The organism is Corynebacterium yonathiae, assembly GCF_027570195.1.
Lineage (GTDB): Bacteria > Actinomycetota > Actinomycetes > Mycobacteriales > Mycobacteriaceae > Corynebacterium > Corynebacterium yonathiae.
The window spans coordinates 1-16,439 of the sequence record NZ_JAKMUZ010000015.1 but is presented as its reverse complement, the minus strand read 5'-3'; the positions used below and the strand labels follow the sequence as shown (position 1 = coordinate 16,439).

The following is a 16,439-nucleotide window of genomic DNA, read 5'->3' as shown; positions in this document are numbered from 1 at the left end:
CGGCGCACCGCCTTAGGCAGTAAGCTGCAATTATTTAGTTTGTGATCAGGGATGAATGAGGACACGAATCAGTGACCGAAAAGGAATCTACCGGCAAGTCCACTAAGGTGGCGCGCCCCAGCAAAAAGCAGGCGAAGAAGAAGCACCGCATTTGGCCGTGGGTCGTTTTGGCCTTCCTTCTGGTCTTTGTGGCACTGCCCGCAGGACTTTTTGCCTACGCATACTCGCAATACTCCGTTCCGGAGCCGAAGGACCTAGCAAATAACCAGGTCTCTACCATCTATGCAGGCGATAACCAGACCCAGCTCGCCCGCTTGGTGCCGCCGGAAGGCAACCGTACCCACGTGAAGCTGGATGAAATCCCGGACTACGTGCAGGACTCCGTGCTTGCCGCGGAGGACCGCGATTTTTGGGATAACTCTGGTTTCTCCTTTACCGGCCTTGGCCGCGCCGTGGTGGGTAAGGTAACGGGTAACGAAGATGCTGGTGGCGGTTCCACCATCACCCAGCAGTATGTAAAGAACACGCTGGTAGGAAACGAATACTCCTACGTGCGAAAGCTTCGCGAGCTCATTTACTCGGTGAAGATGACCAATGAGTGGGATAAGAAGGACATTCTTAACGCCTACCTCAACACCGTCTACTTCGGCCGCAATGCTTATGGCATTCAGGCAGCCTCCAACGCCTACTTTGATAAGGACGCCAAGGACCTCTCGCCGGAGGAAGGCGCCATGCTCGCCGGCCTTATTCAGTCCCCGTCCGGCCTTGACCCGCGTGTGAATCAGGAGGGCTCCGAGGATCGGTGGAATTACGTCCTCGATGGCCTTGTGGACATGGGTGACCTCACCCAGGAACAGCGCGATGGCATGGTCTTCCCAGAGACCCGTGACCCAGCTGAGTACTCCGCTTATACTGAGGCCCCAGGCGCTAATGGCCACATCAAGGATCAGGTCATCCGCGAGTTGGAAAAGGTAGGCATCACCGAAAATGAGGTGTCCACCGGCGGTCTGCGCATCACCACCACCATCGATATGAATGTGCAGAACAACACCATCCAGGCAGTCGATGACCAGATGGCTCCGCTGCAGGACGATGCTCGTGCGGCTTCCGTCACCATCGACCCGAAGACCGGTGCGGTCCGTGGGTACTTCGGTGGCCACGATTCCAATGGCTGGGACTACGCCAACTCCCCGCTACAGACCGGTTCTACCTTCAAGATCATGACCCTTGCTGCCGCGTTGCAGCAGGGTATTAGCCTAGATACCAATTACTCTTCTGCCCCGTACCAGCTGCCGGGCTCTGACGTTGTTAATAACGTGGGCGGTGGCTGCGGCGTGTGCAACCTGCGCGAGGCTACCAAGCAGTCACTGAATACCTCCTTCCTCCGCCTGCAGGCGGACCTCAAGCACGGCACGCAGGACACCGCCGATATGGCGCACGCCCTTGGCGTGGCTAAGTCCCTGCCGGGCATTGAAAAGACGCTGACGGAAAAGGGCAAGCAGCCATTCGAGGGCATCGCCCTGGGCCAGTACCAGTCCCGCCCGCTCGATATGGCTACCGCGATGTCCACTCTGGCTAACCAGGGCGTGTGGCATAACCCGCACTTTGTACAGCGCGTAGAAAACGCCGCCGGCGACGTGCTGTACGAGCACCCTGAAGATGAAGGCGAGCGCCGCGTATCGTCCAATGTGGCCAATAACGTCATTGAAGCTATGGAGCCAGTGGCTGCCTGGTCCAATGGTGCCCTTGCCGGTGGCCGCGTTTCTGCCGCTAAGACTGGTACCACCCAGATGGGCGATACCGGCAATAACAAGGATGCCTGGATGGTTGGTGCCACCCCGCAGTTGGCTACCGCCGTGTGGGTAGGTACCGCGGATAATACCTCCGCCATCTTCGATCAATACGGCGGCATCATGTACGGCGCCGGCGCGCCGACCAAGATTTGGAAGGCCGTACTGGATAACTCCCTGGCCAACTCCGAGTTCCAGAACTTCCCGGCCGCCTACCCAATAGGCTTCGGCAATACGGGCGCCGGAACGGCCGCCCCGGCCTACGACCCAAGCTGGGATAGCGGTACTGGAGATACGCAGTACTATGAGACCCCGGCTGAGGAAGCGGCTCCGGAGGAGGAGACCAAGCCGGCTCAGCCAGAGAAGAAGCCAGAGAGCCCGAAGCCAGCCCCGAACCCGCAGCGCGGTAATAACGGCAATAATGGCAACAGCGGCAACAGCGGAAACGGCAATAAGGCACCGGCCCAGCCCGAGACCCCGTCGTTGGATGACCTCATCGGCCCCGATGGTGACCTAGCAGACCTTCTAGGGTAGGCGGCAGTGATAGTGAATCCGCACCAGCGCATTCCCGCCTCTTCAGAACCTATGGCCCGCGGGGTAATTGAATTCCTCGGCGGGCCAATGGGCCGTTTTGCCGGTGTTCGGCGTACTCAATGGTGGACCCCGCTGCGCGCCATCATCGCCGTCGGGTGGGTATTTCTGGCTTGCGGATTCCTTTCCAAAGCCAATTGTGCCGGCGGTACCCGCGGTGATGACGGGAGCATTAGCCTAAATTGGGCGGGCAACCGCCAATACACCTCTTTTTGTTATAACGACATCATCCCGCTCTACGGAGGCCGTGGTTTAGATGAAGGTGGCTTTCCCTATGCCTTTTCATGGCAGGAGGGTGACCTGACTCGTTATATGGAATACCCGGTCCTCGCAGGCTTATTCCAAGGATTGATGGGGTGGATTGCCCGCAATACCTATTCGCTCGTGGAGTCGGCCGGCATTCCTGAGGCTGGATGGTATTTCGGCCTGACCGCCTTGGTCATGTCCTGCATCTGGGTAGGCGTGCTTTATATGGTCTACCTGTTGGTGGGCAACCGCACGTGGGACACCATCCTGGTAGCGGCCAGCCCCCTTATTATTATCCACGCCTTTAGCAACTGGGATATCCCCTCCATCGCCTTCGCCGTGGGCGCGCTTCTGGCCGCCGCGCGCAAGCGGCCGGTGCTAGCGGGTGTCCTTATCGGCCTTGGCACCTCCTTCAAGCTGTGGCCGCTCTACCTCTTGGGGGCATTCCTCGTCTTGGCGGTGCGCAATCGCCGCTGGCCGCAATTTTTCCAAACCTTACTTGGCGCGGCCGTTGCTTGGATTGCGGTCAACGTGCCGGTGGCAATGAAATACCCGGATGCGTGGCGCGAATTTTTCCGTCTCAACCAAGAGCGCGGTGCGGAGTGGACCACCATCTATTCGGTGCTCAGCCGCAATACTGGCATAAGTTTTAGCACAGATTTTCTCAATACCTTCAGTTTGGTGGCGTTTTTGGCTCTTTGCGCAGCGATTGCGGTGCTAGGTCTGCGCAGCGCGCGGACGCCGCGCATGGCAGAGCTGGTCTACCTCATCGTGGCTGCCTTTTTATTGGTCAATAAGGTGTGGTCGCCGCAGTATTCGCTGTGGCTAGTAGTCCCCGCAGCACTTGCCCTACCGCGCTGGCGTTTGGTCTTTAGCTGGGCGCTTGTCGACGCCCTTGTATGGCCCCTACTCATGTGGCACATGTTGGGCACGGATAATAAGGGCATTCCGCATGAGCTGCTTGACCTCGCTATTATCGCCCGCGACGTCCTCATTATCACCATGGCCGTCCTCATCATTCGCCAGATGTGCGGTAAGACCACGGACAAGGTGCGCGATGCGCACGGCGGCCGTGACCCACTGGCAGGAGCATTCGCATGATCGTTACATATATCGGGATGGCCTCCATCTTCTTGGGCTTTCTCTGCGTAATGGGAGCTTTTTGGCTCTTTCATAACCGCGAGGATCGGCGCGGTCCCATTACCTTGGGGATTCTGGCCATCCTTTTCCTGACTATCATTCCGGCTACGGCGGCTGTGTTTTTCGCCGCAACCACCACTGGTTAGATTTCTCTTCGCCGGTCACTTGCGGTACTGTAGTGGGGTTGCTTGACGCAACGTACCCTCCTGCTGCATCCGCAAAGGTGATGCAGCCGAAAACTACTAGACCATAGGAGGTGATGAGGTCCGTGCGTCACTACGAAGTCATGATCATTCTGGATCCTAATCAGGATGAGCGCACCGTAACCCCGTCCCTGGATAAGTTCCTCGAAATCGTCCGCCAGGATGGCGGCAAGGTTGAGAACCTTGATGTATGGGGCAAGCGTCGTCTTGCATACCCCATCAACAAGAAGGAAGAGGGCATTTATGCCGTCGTCAACCTGGAGTGCGAGCACACTTCGGTTGCCGAGCTCGACCGCCGTCTGAACCTGAACGACACCATCCTGCGTACCAAGGTTCTGCGCACCGACAGCAAGTAGCGGATACTGGGATCAAGCACAATCCACGTAACCGATAAGGAGTAAAGACATGGCACAGGGAGATACCAATATTACGGTGGTGGGCAACATCGTTGCTGACCCCGAGCTGCGCTTCACCCCAGCGGGTGCGGCAGTAGCTAACTTCCGCGTCGCCTCCACCCCTCGTCGCTATAACTCGCAGACGAATCAGTGGGAAGACGGCGAAGCTATGTTCCTGACCTGCAACGTATGGCGTCAGGCGGCGGAAAACGTCGCTGAGACCATGTCCAAGGGCATGCGCGTCATCGTGACCGGCCGCTTGAAGCAGCGTTCCTTCCAGACCCGTGAGGGCGATAACCGCACCGTATTCGAGATTGACGTCGACGAAGTTGGCCCATCTCTGCGTTACGCCACCGCTCAGGTAAACCGCAACCCTCGTGAGGGCGGCAATAACTTTGGAGGCGGCCAGCAGCGCTCGAATAACAATAATCAGGGTGGTTTTGGAGGCGGCCAGCAACAACAGCAGCCGCAGCAGAACCAGGCTCCTTCTGAAGATCCGTGGAACTCCGCACCACCTGCCGGTGGATTCGGAGGCGCTGATTCTGAACCTCCGTTCTAAGTCTGTCACCCGCAACTATTCAACTAACTCAATTGAAAGGCAGGGATCATGAAGCTGATCCTCACCGCTGCCGTTGAGAACCTCGGCGCCGCTGGCGAAATTGTTGAGGTTAAGGACGGCTACGGACGTAACTACCTGCTTCCTCGTGGCCTGGCCATCGTGGCTACCCGCGGTGCAGAGAAGCAGATTGAGGGCATCAAGCGCGCCCAGGAAGCTCGCGAGATTCGCGACCTGGATCACGCACGTGAGGTCCGCAACCAGCTCGAGCAGCTAACGGATGTCAAGGTAGAGGTCAAGACCTCCGAATCCGGTAAGCTCTTCGGTTCCGTTCAAGCAGAAGACATTGTCAACGCCGTCTCCAAGGCCGGTGGCCCCAAGCTGGATAAGCGCATCGTTGTGCTTCCTAAGGGTCTGGTCAAGAAGACCGGCAACTACCAGGTCGAGCTGAAGCTGCACGCTGATGTTATCGGCAAGGTGAACTTCTCGGTCGTTGCTGCCTAACTAGGCGCACGACGGTCCATAAAGACCCAAAGACAACAGCAACGCTTTAGGCCTCAAGTTCCTGCTATGTGAGGTGGCAGGTTCTTGAGGCCTCTAGCGCGTTTTCACCCCCTTGTGGATAACTGTGGAATTCTGTGGATAACTCCGGCGCGCATTAACTTCGTGTTTACGTGCAGGTCGCATAATTAACTCGCAGGTCAGCGGCCTTATCCACGATTGATGTGCCTATTTTCACACCCTCTAAAACGTGCCCTGAGCAGGCATTTTAATTTATGCAGGTCACGAAGTTTTTGAGTTATCCACAAGTGTGTGCAGGGAAAATGTGGGAGATGATTATAGCGACCAGCAGTTTCCACAACCGCCTGTGGATAACTCTGGAAGTTATACCCAGGGGGTGGCGTCTGGGAGCTAGACTAAACTGAAATTCCGTCAGGCTCGCACGCTCGAATAGCTACAAGGGGGAAGAGATGACCAACGCCAGTTTTGACGATGAACACCTGCCACCGGAGCCGCCGCCGGAGGAGGAACCGGCCCCACGCCGTCGCTTTCAGCAGGAAGAGCCAAAGCGCTATGGAGAATTCCGCCAGCCACCAGCAGACCGAGAAGCGGAGCAAGGTGTTCTTGGCGCAATGCTGCTTAGCCCCCATACGGTAATGGAAGTCATCGAAGAGCTGGAGCCAGAAGATTTCTACTATCCGGCTCATACGCTGATTTACCGTGCCATGCTGGATCTTTATTCCGAGGGCAAGGACGTCGATGCCGTCATTTTGGCCTCCCAGCTGGACCGCTTCAATAACCTTGAGCGCGTTGGCGGTGCGCCGTACCTGCACACGCTCTTGGCCACGGTGCCCACAGCAGCGAACGCTCGCTACTACGCCGAAATCGTGGCGGAGAAGGCCGTGTTGCGCAAGCTGGTTGATGCCGGTACCCGCGTAGTACAGCTTGGATTTTCTGGCACTGAGGACGCAGAGATCGAGTCCGTCCTGGACCGCGCCCAGCAGGAAGTCTTTGCCGTCGCCCAGCGCAAAACTGCAGAGGACTACCGAGTCTTGGGTGACCTTATTGACCCCACCATTGATGAGCTGGCCGCTTTGCAACAGGCCGGCGGCGTGGAGCTGGGCGTGCCAACTGGGTTCATTGATCTAGATAAGCTGACTAACGGTTTGCATGCAGGGCAGATGGTCATCGTCGCCGCTCGCCCTGGTGTGGGTAAATCGACTCTAGCCATGGATTTCATGCGTTCCTGTTCTTTGCAGCACGGTAAGTCTTCGGTGATTTTCTCTCTCGAGATGTCAGCCTCAGAGATTGTTATGCGCCTACTCTCGGCGGAATCAGAGGTGAAGTTGGCCGATATGCGCGGTGGACGTGTATCCACTGAGGATTGGGCGAAGATAGATGAGACTCTCAACCGGGTTCAAGATGCCCCGCTGTTTATTGATGATTCGCCGAACCTTACCATGATGGAGATCCGCTCCAAAGCCCGCCGCCTAAAGCAGCAGCACGGGCTGGATCTTATTGTTTTGGACTATCTACAGCTGATGTCTTCCGGCAAGAAGGTCGAATCCCGTCAGCAAGAGGTCTCTGAGTTCTCCCGTCAGCTCAAGCTTCTGGCCAAGGAGCTTGAGGTCCCTCTCATTGCGATTTCGCAGTTGAACCGTGGTCCCGAGGCGCGTACAGACAAAAAGCCGCAGCTTGCTGACCTGCGTGAGTCCGGCTCTTTGGAGCAGGACGCCGATATGGTCATGCTGCTGTATCGCCCAGACTCCCAGGATCGCGATAATGAGCGCGCCGGTGAGGCGGATATTATCTTAGCCAAGCATCGTGGTGGCCCCATTGACACTGTCCAAGTGGCGCACCAGCTGCACTACTCCAAGTTCGTCAATATGGCCCACGGATAAATTACAGGTCCACTACCGCGTTGGGATCGCCCAAACGTGGGCCGAGGATGACCAATACCAAGAAAACCACCGCCGCGGCAAGGGCTAACCAGCGCCACACAGGGAAAAGACGTTCGCCGCACAGGCGTGCCAATACAGCCCCGATGAGTGCGCCCACGGTGTTAAATATGAGGTCATCAATATCCGTTCGCCCAAGCGCAAACGCATATTGGCAAACCTCCAGCACTAGGCTCAGGCCAAATCCCCACGCCGCAGTGGTTTTAATGGAACGGCACAGACTAAACACCAGCATTCCAAACGGGATAAAGAAGGCTGTGTTTCCCGCGTACTCAAATAGCGGACCAAACCAGCTGCCGCCGGAGAATTCATCCAGCGGCACCCAGCGCAGTTCTCGCGCACGCTGATTTTCCGGCTTCCACAAATAGCCGATTTGGTAGAAAGGCTTGAGCGTGGTCAATGCGACCATAACGGCCGTCCACGCGGCGAGGGAGAGCCTACTGAGCAAGCGCTATTCCTTTCTGCTCGGGCAGACTGAAGGCGGCGGCAGCCGCAATGGCAAACGCGGCGGCGAATACAATAAATAACCAGGTCGTCCCACCCACAGCAAGCAGTGGCGGGACAATTAGTGGCGCCGCAATAGATGCTAGCCTACCGAAGCCTGCTGCCGCTCCCGTACCACGCCCTCGCAATGAAGTGGGATACAGCTCCGGACCGATGGCATAGAGGGCTCCCCAGGCGCCGAGGTTGAAGAAGGAGAGCAGACAACCAGCAAGGATGATCAATGCTTCCGTAGCTGCAGCTCCATATAGGCCGGCTGCTGCTGCCGAGCCGAGCAGGAATACCGCGAGGGTTACCCGCCTGCCCCAGAGCTCGATGAGCCAAGCTGCCACCGCGTAGCCAGGAAGCTGGGCAAGGGTGATAATGAGGGTAAAACTAAACGACTTCACTAGGGAGAAACCGTCGGCTACTAGCAGAGAGGGAATCCAGATGAAGGCGCCATAGTAGGAGAGGTTTACACAGAACCAAATGGTCCACAGCGCTGCGGTCCTCCTTCGTAGCTGCGGACTCCAGATAGACGCTGCGGGGGAAGGTGTGGGGTCTGGGAGGGCATCGTCCAGCGGGCGATTTTCCGCCGCGGCTTCGAAACTGGAAACGATAGCTTCGGCCTCATCATGGCGGCCCTTGGACTCAAGAAAGCGCACAGATTCTGGTAGACCGCGGCGCACATAGATTGAATACGCGGCTGGCAGCATGCCTAGGGCCAGGGCCCAGCGCCAACCGGATTCAGATGTGCTCACCACGAAAGTGCCGATGATAGCCGCAAGGATCCATCCCAATGCCCAGAATGCCTCGAGAATGACTACCATCCTTCCGCGGACCCGCCGAGGCGCGAATTCGGATATGAGTGTGGAGGCAACTGGTAGCTCGGCTCCGAGGCCCAGCCCAACGATGAATCGGAAGAAGATGAGAACCGCTAGTCCCCCAGCTAGCGCGGATGCCCCTGTTGCCAAGCCGTAGATAAGCAAGGTGAGAGAAAAGACATTGCGGCGGCCGAATTTATCTGCCAGCAACCCGCCAAAGGTTGCACCGAGCGCCATGCCAAGGAAGCCTGCCGAGGCCAACCAGGAGGTCTGGTTGGCACCTAGATCCCAGTGAACGGCAAGGGCGGCCATGATGAAGGAGATTAACCCGACATCCATAGCATCAAGCGCCCATCCAAGGCCGGAACCTAGGAGTAGGCGCTTGTGCTTAGAGGTGACGGGAAGGCGATCGAGACGTTCGGTGCGGCTGAGCATGCGATAATCCTATCGCCGAACAGAAAAACCTTTCAAGCGTAGTGAGTTGGTAACCACAAATACTGAGCTCAGTGCCATAGCCAGTCCGGCGAGCAGGGGGTTGAGCCATCCCAGTGCGGCAACAGGGATAAGCAGTACGTTATACGCAAAGGCCCAGAAAAGGTTGCCCTTGATAATTGCTAGGGTGTGGCGCGAAAGCCGAATGGCGTCAGCGGCGCAGCGTAGATCGCCATTCATCAGGGTGATATCGGAGGCTTCAATGGCGACGTCGGTACCCGCGCCCATGGCAAGCCCAAGGTCCGCCTGAGCAAGGGCGGCGGCGTCGTTAATGCCGTCGCCTACCATCGCCACGGTATGCCCGGAGCTTTGCAGTTCCTCGATGCTATCTACCTTGTCTTCTGGGAGGACCTCGGCTCTGACGTGCTCGATTCCCACCTCGGCGGCCACGGCGCGCGCGGCCCCAGCGTTATCGCCGGTCAGAAGGTAAGGGGTAAGGCCTAGCTCCTTCATTTGGGCCACAGCCGCCGCCGAGCTGGGCTTGATGGCATCGCGGACTTCAATGAATCCGGCAGGTTGGCCGTTCACGGAGACAACTACCGGCGTGGCACCGGAATCCTGTGCCTCGCGGAATGGTACTTCTAAGTCACCCAAGGGGCCTTGCGGCTTGCCGACGCCCACCCGAGCCCCCTCCACAGTTCCTTCCACGCCGCCTGAAACTACGGCGAAATCGGTGGCTGGTTTCACCGACCGTTCCCGGGCGATAGCGCGGCCGATGGGGTGTTCGGAATTGTGCTCCACGGCCGCGGCCAGCTCGAGCACGTCACCATGGACGGCGGTGACAGACATCTCTCCGGCCGTGACTGTGCCGGTTTTATCCAAGACGATGGTGTCGACTTGCCGGGTAGATTCCAGAATCTCTGGGCCCTTAATGACAAGCCCAAGTTGAGCCCCGCGGCCGGTGCCGACGAGGATAGCGGTGGGCGTCGCCAAGCCCATAGCGCATGGGCAAGCCACAATGAGGACGGAGACCGCGGCAATGAAGGCTGGTGCCACACCACCGAAGAAGAGATGAACAACCAGCGTAAGTGCGGCTACCGCAATTACCACAGGGACAAAGACCTGTGCGATACGGTCCACGAGGCGTTGCACTGGAGCTTTGGAGGTTTGGGCATCCGTTACCAATTGGGCCATCTGGGAGAGAACAGTGTCCTCGCCGACCTTGGTCGCGCGCACCTCAATGCGGCCCGAAGCGTTGATGGTCGCACCAGTGACCGCATCGCCAGTACCGACCTCAACGGGGACTGGCTCGCCGGTAATCATAGAAGTATCGACGGCAGAGTTGCCCGCGACCACGATGCCATCGGTAGCGATCTTCTCTCCGGGGCGAACTACAAAGACATCGCCTACCTGCAGCTCTGCAATGGGCACGCGGTGCTCGCCCTCCGCGTCTAGCACCGAAGCTTCCTTAGCTCCTAGAGAGAGCAGCTCCCGCAGCGCCTCCGAAGACTGGCCCTTGGCCCGTGCCTCGAACCAGCGGCCGAGCAGCAGGAACGTAATTACCATGCCTACGGACTCAAAATAGATATGATCCATGTGCGCTGCATTTGCGTCTAGGGTCATATGCATCTTCATGCCCGGCTCGCCCGCGTTGCCGAAAAACAGCGCCCACAGCGACCAGAAGTAGGCCGCAGTGGTTCCCATAGTGATAAGCGTGTCCATGGTGAAAGAGCCATGCTTAAGGTTTGTCCACGTTGCTGTGTGGAAAGGCGCGCCACCAAAAATGTAGACGATGGTAGCGATGATGGCGCAGGCCCATTGCCAATTCTGAAATTGCAGAGCCGGCCACATCGACACCACCATGAGCGGTAGCGATAGAGCGCCGGAGACAATGGTCCGGCGCAGCAAGGCGTCGCCACCGTCCTTCTTGGGCTGGGGCTCCTCCGCCTTCTTCTCGGACATATCGAAGGCACCGTAACCTGCGCCCTCAACCACCGAAATGAGCTCCTGCGGACTAACCGCCTGGGAGTCATACTCGATGGCCGCTGCCTCGGTGGCAAAGTTGACGCTGGCGCTTACCCCCTCGAGCTTGTTGAGCTTGCGCTCGACGCGGGAGGAGCAGGAAGTGCACGTCATGCCCGTGACGCCAAGGTCCAAGTGGGACATGGTGGCGCCTACTTTAGGGTGTAGCCGGCCTCTGCTACGGCGGCGGCTACCTGCTCGTCGGTGAAATCAGTTCCGGTAACCGTGACGGCGCCGGTGGTGTGGTCTGCAGTGACTTCACTAACGCCGGAAATCTCGCCGACTTCCTCCTTTACCGACATCTCGCAATGTCCGCAGGTCATGCCCTCTACGGTGTAGTTCTTAGTGTTCATGATGTTCCTTCCTGTGGTTGATTTCTGTACCGATTTTATACCCCCCAGGGGTATATGACAAGGATATTTCATGTACGTTGGGGAATAAAGCAATCCGCAAAGGAGTTAGAACAACCATGGCTACTATCGATGTCACCGAAGAAAACTTTGAAGAAACCGTTACCGGCGAGGGCATTACGCTCGTAGACGCTTGGGCCGATTGGTGTGGACCGTGCAAGCGCTTTGCACCGGTTTTTGAAAAGGCCTCCGAAGAGCACACGGATGCTACCTTTGCCAAGCTGGATACCGAGGCTAACCAGGGCCTTGCATCCGCACTGGAGATTCAGTCCATTCCAACGCTGATGATCTTCCGCGATGGCATCTTGGTATTCCGTGAGGCTGGCGCGCTGCCCCCTGCGGCATTGGAGGACCTGCTGAAGCAGGTTAAGGAACTCGATATGGCAGAGGTTCGCCGCCAGGTAGAAGAGCAGAACGCACAGGGCTAAACTTCCCCTATCTTCCTGGGCGCTTTCTGGTGAGTATCGCTAAACTCGCTAGAAAGCGTCTTTTTATGTCCAAAGGAGAAGATAATGGCTAACCCCTTCAGCAAGGGCTGGAAGTACATGATGAGTTCCTTCGATCAGAAGATTGATGAGAACGCTGATCCGAAGGTGCAGATCCAGCAGGCCGTCCAGGCCGCCAAGGAGCAGCACCAGCAGATTTCTGATCATGCAGCGGAAATCATCGGCCATAAGTCCCAGCTGGAGATGCAGATGAACCGCCTGGTTAAGTCTCAGCAGGACTACCAGTCTCAAACCCAGCGTGCGTTGGAGCTGGCGGATTCTGCGGAGGATCCGCAAAAAGCTTCCGAATATAACCAGGCTGCGGAAGTGGTTGCCTCCCAGCTGGTAGCAGTGGAGCAGGAGCTGGAAGACGTCAAGCAGCAGTACGCCGCCGCAGAGCAGGCTGCCGCGCAGGCTAAGAGCCAGCAGCAGCAGTCTGAGGCGCGCTTGAAGGAACAACTAGCGCAGGTTAGCCAGCTGGAGGCCCAGGCGGACCAGGCGGCTATGCAAGAAAAGAACGCCCAGGCTATTGATTCCATGAATCAGCTCAACCCGGACGATTCCGTACCTACTCTTGATTCTGTGCGTGCCAAGATTGAAAAGCGCTACGCCGATGCCCTTGGCGCCCAAGAATTGCAGCACGCCACCGGCGGCGATCGCATTAATGAGATCCAAGCCGCCGGCAATGACATGAAGGCGACTGCGCGCCTTGATGCCATCCGGGCGGATCTTAAAAAGAAGAAAGAGCTCGAATCCGGCGATTAATTCTGCCGACGAACATTAATCAAAACCCCACGAATCCCTGAGTGGAATCCATCGCGCAGGTTCACGCGCTGGGTTTCGGTCAGGGTATATTCGTGCAGGGTTTCGCAGGCAAACTGCAACAGCGGGCGGTCGATCTCTGGGGGGAGCCCGCCGCCTGAAAGTAGATGTGCCTGATCTCGCTGCTCGGTGCTAGCAGCGTTATCGAACCACCACGAGGCGTATTGCTGGCCCACGTCGAATGGGGATTGGAAGCCGGCCGAGCTCCATACTTCTTCCGGCAGCGGTACATACTTAGAGCGCAGCTTGCGCCGCGGTGCCATCATGGACGGCTTGGGCGCCGGCTTCTCCGCCGGAGAGTCCTCCTCGGCGGGGGAACCCTCTGCGGCATCCGCCTTGGGAGGAGCCGGCTTGGGCGTCGGGGCCGGGGTGGGCTTTTCTGTGGCGCCAAAGGCTGCCTCCACCTCTGAGGGCTCGCCGCATTCATCCGGTTCGGGCATTTCCTCGGCCTCTTTATGCCCATTTTCGCGCACCACTGGAGGAAGCGGGCCTTCTAGGACCTGCAATTCCATAGCGTCTGCGAAGTCCTCGCGAGGGTCCAAGATGGTGGTGGAATCGCAGGCATGGCGCAGTGCGGAGGACATGGAGTCCCAGCCAAACCCATAAAGATGTACGCGGATGCCATTGTCTACGGCTGCTTGTGCGCCGGGAATCATGTCGGCATCGCCGCTGACGAGGACAAAGTCGGTGAATTGTCCCTTCATAGCGGCGATGACCATGTCCGCTACGAGGCGGGTATCTACGGCTTTTTGGGTGCGGCGCTCACCCCATTCGATGAGCTGACCGGTGCGCAGCTGCACGCCTTCGCAGGTGCGCAGGGCGCGCTGGTAGCGGTGTGGGCCGGTATCGGGAATGCCGTCGTACCAGTATTGGCGCTGGATTGGGGTCCCAAGTTGGTTCTCGATCATCCCGCCCATGGTGCTGACCACCTCGGGCAGATCGATTTCTAGCTGTGCGCGGGCACCCGTTTCCCACGAGTTATAAAAGCTAGCGAGCAAGTAAGAGGTATCGACAAAGACGAGTGTGCGTTCAAGCATGGCTCCTAAGTTCCGTTCTAATTGTTCTAAATAAAATTCTTTGTGGTTTCCAGTGTGCCCCATTAGTCACAAAACGTCGATAACCTTGGGCAAAATCCCAGCGCAGTGGCAGCAAAAAAGTTTTCTCTTCGGAAGTATTGCAGGGGTGGAGTGTTGCCGATATGGTTGGTTACACAAGTAACCAACCAACGAACCGAGGGTCAATGGATAATTCCACGCAACCACTCTTCCGTCAGATTGCTTCTCTGGTGGAGGACGCCATCGTGGATGGCACCTTGGGCGAAGGGGACAGGGCTCCTTCCACTAACGAGCTTGCTGATTTTCACAACATCAACCCAGCCACTGCCCGCAAGGGCATAAGCCTGTTGGTGGATATCGGGGTGCTGGATAAGCGCCGCGGCATCGGCATGTTCGTGGCAGAAGGCGCCCTGAAAACGATCTGGGAGCGCCGCCGCGCCGATTTCGCGGCGGAATACATGGCACCGCTTGTCGACGAAGCCGTTCGCTTAGGTTACAACCGGGCCCAACTCCACGACCTATTTGATCGCGTTGCAGAAAGCCGAGGAATGTACTCATGATTAAAACACGAGAATTCACTTTTGCTGATGGCCTCACGCACGGCTTAGTTGGCCCCAATGGCATTGGCAAGACCACGCTCCTGCGCAAGATTGCCGGACAAATCCAATCTGGCGGTATTACGGTCTTCGGCGAGGAACCCTTTGACAAGCAGTCGGTTCTCAACCGGGTCATTTTGATGGGGATTGATAACCCGCTGCCGGATTCCTGGGGCATCGGAAAGCTGGGCGTTATTGGTAAGGCGCGCTGGTCGCGCTGGGATGAGGAGCGCTTCAATGAGCTGCTGGTTCGCTTCGACGTGCCGGCCAAGGCCTATTCTGCCCTGTCCCGCGGGCAAAAGTCTGCGGTGGGATTTATCTTCGCCGTTGCTTCTGGCTGCGAGGTCATGCTTCTCGACGAGCCCTATCTGGGCCTCGATACTCAGCGCCGGGAGCTTTTCTATCAGGTGCTGCGCGAGGAGCACGGCCGCACAATTGTCGTCTCTACCCATCACCTCAATGAGGTAGCAGGTCTCCTCGACACCGTTTCGCTGATGGGGGATAACCCAATTTCCGGTCCTATCGATGACTTCATCGAGGGAATTCTTGAGCTCACCGGCCCATCTGAGGCTCTCACCGCAGCGGTCACAGAGCTCGACCTCCGCGTACTTAGTAGGGAAACCACAGGCTTGGGGGACCGCGTGCTTATCGACGCCCGCTCTACCGCCGCCGACCCCATCTTCCGCACGGCCCAGGACTACGGTCTGCGCGTCACTGAGGTCTCCTTGGAGCGCGCAGTTCTGGCATTGGAGGAGAAAGCATGAAACTCCTGTGGTACCTAGGCGATTGGTGGCGCTGGTCTTTTTTCCTTTTCGCTTTGCTGGTCATGCCCGTCATGGCGCAGGAAACGTGGAAGGTGCTCCCGGTGATCTTTTCCTTGTCGCTAATACTTTCCCTGACACCAGACTTTAAGAAGTATCAGCTAGTCGGCCTAGGCTCGAAAATCTGGAATGAGCATCGCCGCATTCTCGTTGCCCTGTGTACATTAGCGTCAGCTATCGGCGCCCTTACCGTGCAGTTGTGGTGGGCATTGCCCATTTATACCCTCGCAGCGGCGTGGGCCATGTACCGCAGGGCTACTCCTAAACGGGCCGGGTACACCACGACCGGTTCCCAACCCTCAAACGGATTTGGATGGTTCCCCCGCACCTTGGCTGGGCAAGCAATTTATCGCCCCCAGGTCAAGGCGTGGGGTGCTGCGTGTCTGGCTCCTGCGATCGGTCTTGCTCTCTACAGGTATGAGGATCAAATCCCAGTCCTAGGCTTCCTAGGAAGTTTCTGTTGGGCACTGACAGCGGTAGCGCTCGCTGCGGCTTTGCAAAGCTTGCGGGTATCCCTTCGTGGATACACGGTGCTTGGTGGTAGCCGTACCGTCTGGGCCCGCCACACTGCAGTGCTCGGACTGATCCCTGTCGTCGTCGCCTTAACCTTCAGCGCAGTACTAGCGAAAGACGGTGAACTCGTTGCGGCCGTCGCGCTGCCTAGTGCCACCTGCGCCCCAGTAGTGGCCAGTCTGGAATTTCTGGGAAAGAAGAATTGGCACCTATTCGCCTTCTATGCGGTGCTCATCGCCGGGATGGCCCTTCTGTGTACTCAGGTGGCGGTTCCCGCGGTTGTCCAGCTTTTCTTGGCGGTGGCCTTCTATGCGGCCTGGGCATTGACGTTCCCCGCCTACATTCGCCGAGCGAACGCGCACCGAGGGGGAATGAGCGCTTGGATGGGCATAAATTAAACCGCTTAAAAGAAGGGTTGGCCTGGGGATTTGTGTTTGTTTAAGTCGCTGTGTAACTTAATACGAGTCAGCGCGACCGACAGCGCCCCACAGGAACAGAAAAGTTCCTGGCTGAAGCGGCGATAGGAAAACAGGCCCTGACAAAACAAAATTCTTTTTGCTCACAACGAGCTACATGCCAAAGTGTGTGTGGTTGTTGTG

Annotated in this window: 17 protein-coding genes; 12 read left to right on the top strand and 5 right to left on the bottom strand. The window is 57.6% G+C overall.

What is annotated here, in order from left to right; translation table 11 throughout:
- Positions 1–71: 71 nt before the first annotated feature.
- The 7 genes from L8V22_RS08415 (at position 72) to dnaB (ending at position 7,323) form a co-directional block, all read left to right on the top strand.
- Entirely contained in the window at positions 72–2,324 is a 2,253-nt protein-coding gene (locus tag L8V22_RS08415) for a transglycosylase domain-containing protein (RefSeq protein ID WP_269966462.1), read from the top strand.
- Between the two features lie 51 nt (positions 2,325–2,375).
- Positions 2,376–3,728, top strand: coding sequence for a glycosyltransferase family 87 protein (locus tag L8V22_RS08410; RefSeq protein ID WP_255711830.1), 1,353 nt, complete (start codon positions 2,376–2,378; stop codon positions 3,726–3,728).
- A complete protein-coding gene (locus L8V22_RS08405; protein WP_238801509.1) occupies positions 3,725–3,913 on the top strand; it encodes a hypothetical protein in 189 nt (62 codons plus the stop codon). The genes L8V22_RS08410 and L8V22_RS08405 overlap by 4 nt, the downstream gene beginning before the upstream one ends.
- 122 nt (positions 3,914–4,035) lie before the next feature.
- Entirely contained in the window at positions 4,036–4,326 is a 291-nt protein-coding gene (gene rpsF / locus L8V22_RS08400) for a 30S ribosomal protein S6 (protein ID WP_023020134.1), read from the top strand.
- A 49-nt stretch (positions 4,327–4,375) separates the two neighbouring features.
- A complete protein-coding gene (locus L8V22_RS08395) occupies positions 4,376–4,924 on the top strand; it encodes a single-stranded DNA-binding protein (protein ID WP_238801508.1) in 549 nt (182 codons plus the stop codon).
- A gap of 48 nt (positions 4,925–4,972) precedes the next feature.
- Positions 4,973–5,425, top strand: coding sequence for a 50S ribosomal protein L9 (gene rplI / locus L8V22_RS08390; protein WP_005325949.1), 453 nt, complete (start codon positions 4,973–4,975; stop codon positions 5,423–5,425).
- Between the two features lie 467 nt (positions 5,426–5,892).
- Positions 5,893–7,323 (top strand): replicative DNA helicase, encoded by a 1,431-nt coding sequence (gene dnaB / locus L8V22_RS08385; RefSeq protein ID WP_023020131.1) that lies wholly within the window; start codon positions 5,893–5,895, stop codon positions 7,321–7,323.
- Position 7,324: 1 nt separating this feature from the next.
- Here the strand turns inward: dnaB and L8V22_RS08380 are convergent, their stop codons facing one another.
- The 4 genes from L8V22_RS08380 to L8V22_RS08365 are packed head-to-tail and all read right to left on the bottom strand — an operon-like array spanning position 7,325 to position 11,491.
- On the bottom strand, positions 7,325–7,828 hold the full coding sequence (locus L8V22_RS08380; RefSeq protein ID WP_420839981.1) for a VanZ family protein: 504 nt from the start codon (positions 7,826–7,828) through the stop codon (positions 7,325–7,327).
- Positions 7,818–9,119: an MFS transporter gene (locus L8V22_RS08375; protein ID WP_238801507.1), complete on the bottom strand. Its 1,302-nt coding sequence runs from the start codon at positions 9,117–9,119 to the stop codon at positions 7,818–7,820. Before L8V22_RS08375 ends, L8V22_RS08380 begins: the two co-directional genes overlap by 11 nt.
- Positions 9,120–9,128: 9 nt before the next feature.
- Entirely contained in the window at positions 9,129–11,282 is a 2,154-nt protein-coding gene (locus L8V22_RS08370; protein ID WP_238801506.1) for a heavy metal translocating P-type ATPase, read from the bottom strand.
- A gap of 8 nt (positions 11,283–11,290) precedes the next feature.
- Entirely contained in the window at positions 11,291–11,491 is a 201-nt protein-coding gene (locus tag L8V22_RS08365; RefSeq protein WP_269966461.1) for a heavy-metal-associated domain-containing protein, read from the bottom strand.
- Between the two features lie 92 nt (positions 11,492–11,583).
- On the opposite strand from L8V22_RS08365, the gene trxA reads away from it, so the two are divergent.
- Entirely contained in the window at positions 11,584–11,976 is a 393-nt protein-coding gene (gene trxA / locus L8V22_RS08360; RefSeq protein ID WP_420839987.1) for a thioredoxin, read from the top strand.
- Positions 11,977–12,060: 84 nt separating this feature from the next.
- Positions 12,061–12,798 carry a PspA/IM30 family protein gene (locus L8V22_RS08355; RefSeq protein ID WP_005325958.1) on the top strand — a complete coding sequence of 246 codons (738 nt, stop codon included), beginning with the start codon at positions 12,061–12,063 and terminating at the stop codon, positions 12,796–12,798.
- Here the strand turns inward: L8V22_RS08355 and L8V22_RS08350 are convergent.
- Positions 12,795–13,892, bottom strand: a complete 1,098-nt coding sequence (locus L8V22_RS08350) for an NYN domain-containing protein (RefSeq protein WP_238801505.1) — start codon at positions 13,890–13,892, stop codon at positions 12,795–12,797. The two genes, L8V22_RS08355 and L8V22_RS08350, sit on opposite strands and share 4 nt — an antisense overlap.
- 203 nt (positions 13,893–14,095) lie before the next feature.
- Here L8V22_RS08350 and L8V22_RS08345 point away from each other — a divergent pair, with 203 nt between their 5' ends.
- From L8V22_RS08345 to L8V22_RS08335, 3 genes are read left to right on the top strand one after another with little or no spacing between them, the layout of a single operon-like run.
- Positions 14,096–14,470 carry a GntR family transcriptional regulator gene (locus L8V22_RS08345; protein ID WP_238801504.1) on the top strand — a complete coding sequence of 125 codons (375 nt, stop codon included), beginning with the start codon at positions 14,096–14,098 and terminating at the stop codon, positions 14,468–14,470.
- The gene (locus L8V22_RS08340; protein WP_238801503.1) at positions 14,467–15,270 is read left to right on the top strand and encodes an AAA family ATPase; all 804 of its coding nucleotides are present in this window, start codon (positions 14,467–14,469) and stop codon (positions 15,268–15,270) included. The genes L8V22_RS08345 and L8V22_RS08340 overlap by 4 nt, the downstream gene beginning before the upstream one ends.
- Complete coding sequence (locus L8V22_RS08335; RefSeq protein WP_238801502.1) at positions 15,267–16,238, top strand: beta-carotene 15,15'-monooxygenase; 972 nt, start codon at positions 15,267–15,269, stop codon at positions 16,236–16,238. The genes L8V22_RS08340 and L8V22_RS08335 overlap by 4 nt, the downstream gene beginning before the upstream one ends.
- Positions 16,239–16,439 lie beyond the last annotated feature (201 nt).